Source organism: Acinetobacter rongchengensis, from assembly GCF_003611475.1.
Classification (GTDB): Bacteria; Pseudomonadota; Gammaproteobacteria; order Pseudomonadales; family Moraxellaceae; genus Acinetobacter; species Acinetobacter rongchengensis.
Genome location: NZ_RAXT01000181.1, coordinates 1 through 640 on the forward strand (window position 1 = coordinate 1; position 640 = coordinate 640).

Genomic DNA, 640 nt, shown 5'->3' on the forward strand with positions numbered 1-640 from the left:
CTCTGCTAGAGTCAGTTTGAACATGAGCTATCTTCTGGTTTCATAATTTTGAAGCTTAAAATAGATTTTTTCTTTGAAACACAAACTAGCACTGATAAATTTTTATTTGTTTCTATATTGATTCTATATATTTTATCTTTTTTAAAAACATATGATGGTATAGTTAAACAATCATTTTTCTCAATCGGAAATTTTGTATTTGTGTATACTTTATTGTAAAGGCTTTTAAATTTTTCGTTTGGGTTGTATTCACCTACAAAAATAGTAAAGTAATTATCATTACTTAGGTATGTATTTTTATTGTTGGTGTAAATACATAACTTATTATCTTTCACATCAATATTTAGTTTATGACTAAGTGGTTGTGCACATTCTGAAATAAATAGACCGATGCTGACATATAAGAATACTGATTTATTCATGATTAATCTGCAGGACAAGTTTTCTCACCAGTAATGATTTTCTGAACAAGTATTCGATTATTGTTGTTTTTTAGACAGATTTCTACGATATATGTGCGTCTCATTTCTAATGAAACTAAGTATGGTGTATCTTTCTTTAATGTGTTGATTGGAATTTTTAGACAATCTTTTTCTTTAGTTGGCAAAGGATTATTTATATATTTTTTTTCAAAAGCTAT

Annotated in this window: 2 protein-coding genes; both read right to left on the reverse strand. The window is 26.2% G+C overall.

Features of this window, described 5'->3' with window-relative positions:
- Positions 1 to 11: 11 nt before the first annotated feature.
- Positions 12 to 422, reverse strand: a complete 411-nt coding sequence (locus D7V20_RS19395) for an NF045616 family extracytoplasmic (lipo)protein (RefSeq protein WP_120385422.1) — start codon at positions 420 to 422, stop codon at positions 12 to 14.
- 2 nt (positions 423 to 424) lie between these two features.
- Positions 425 to 640 (reverse strand): NF045616 family extracytoplasmic (lipo)protein (locus D7V20_RS20055; protein WP_407923983.1); only part of this gene is annotated, 216 nt, incomplete at its 5' end.

Excerpts from the sequence above, each read along its gene's own strand:
- D7V20_RS19395 (WP_120385422.1), bottom strand. The coding sequence starts at position 422 with ATGAATAAATCAGTATTCTTATATGTCAGCATCGGTCTATTTATTTCA.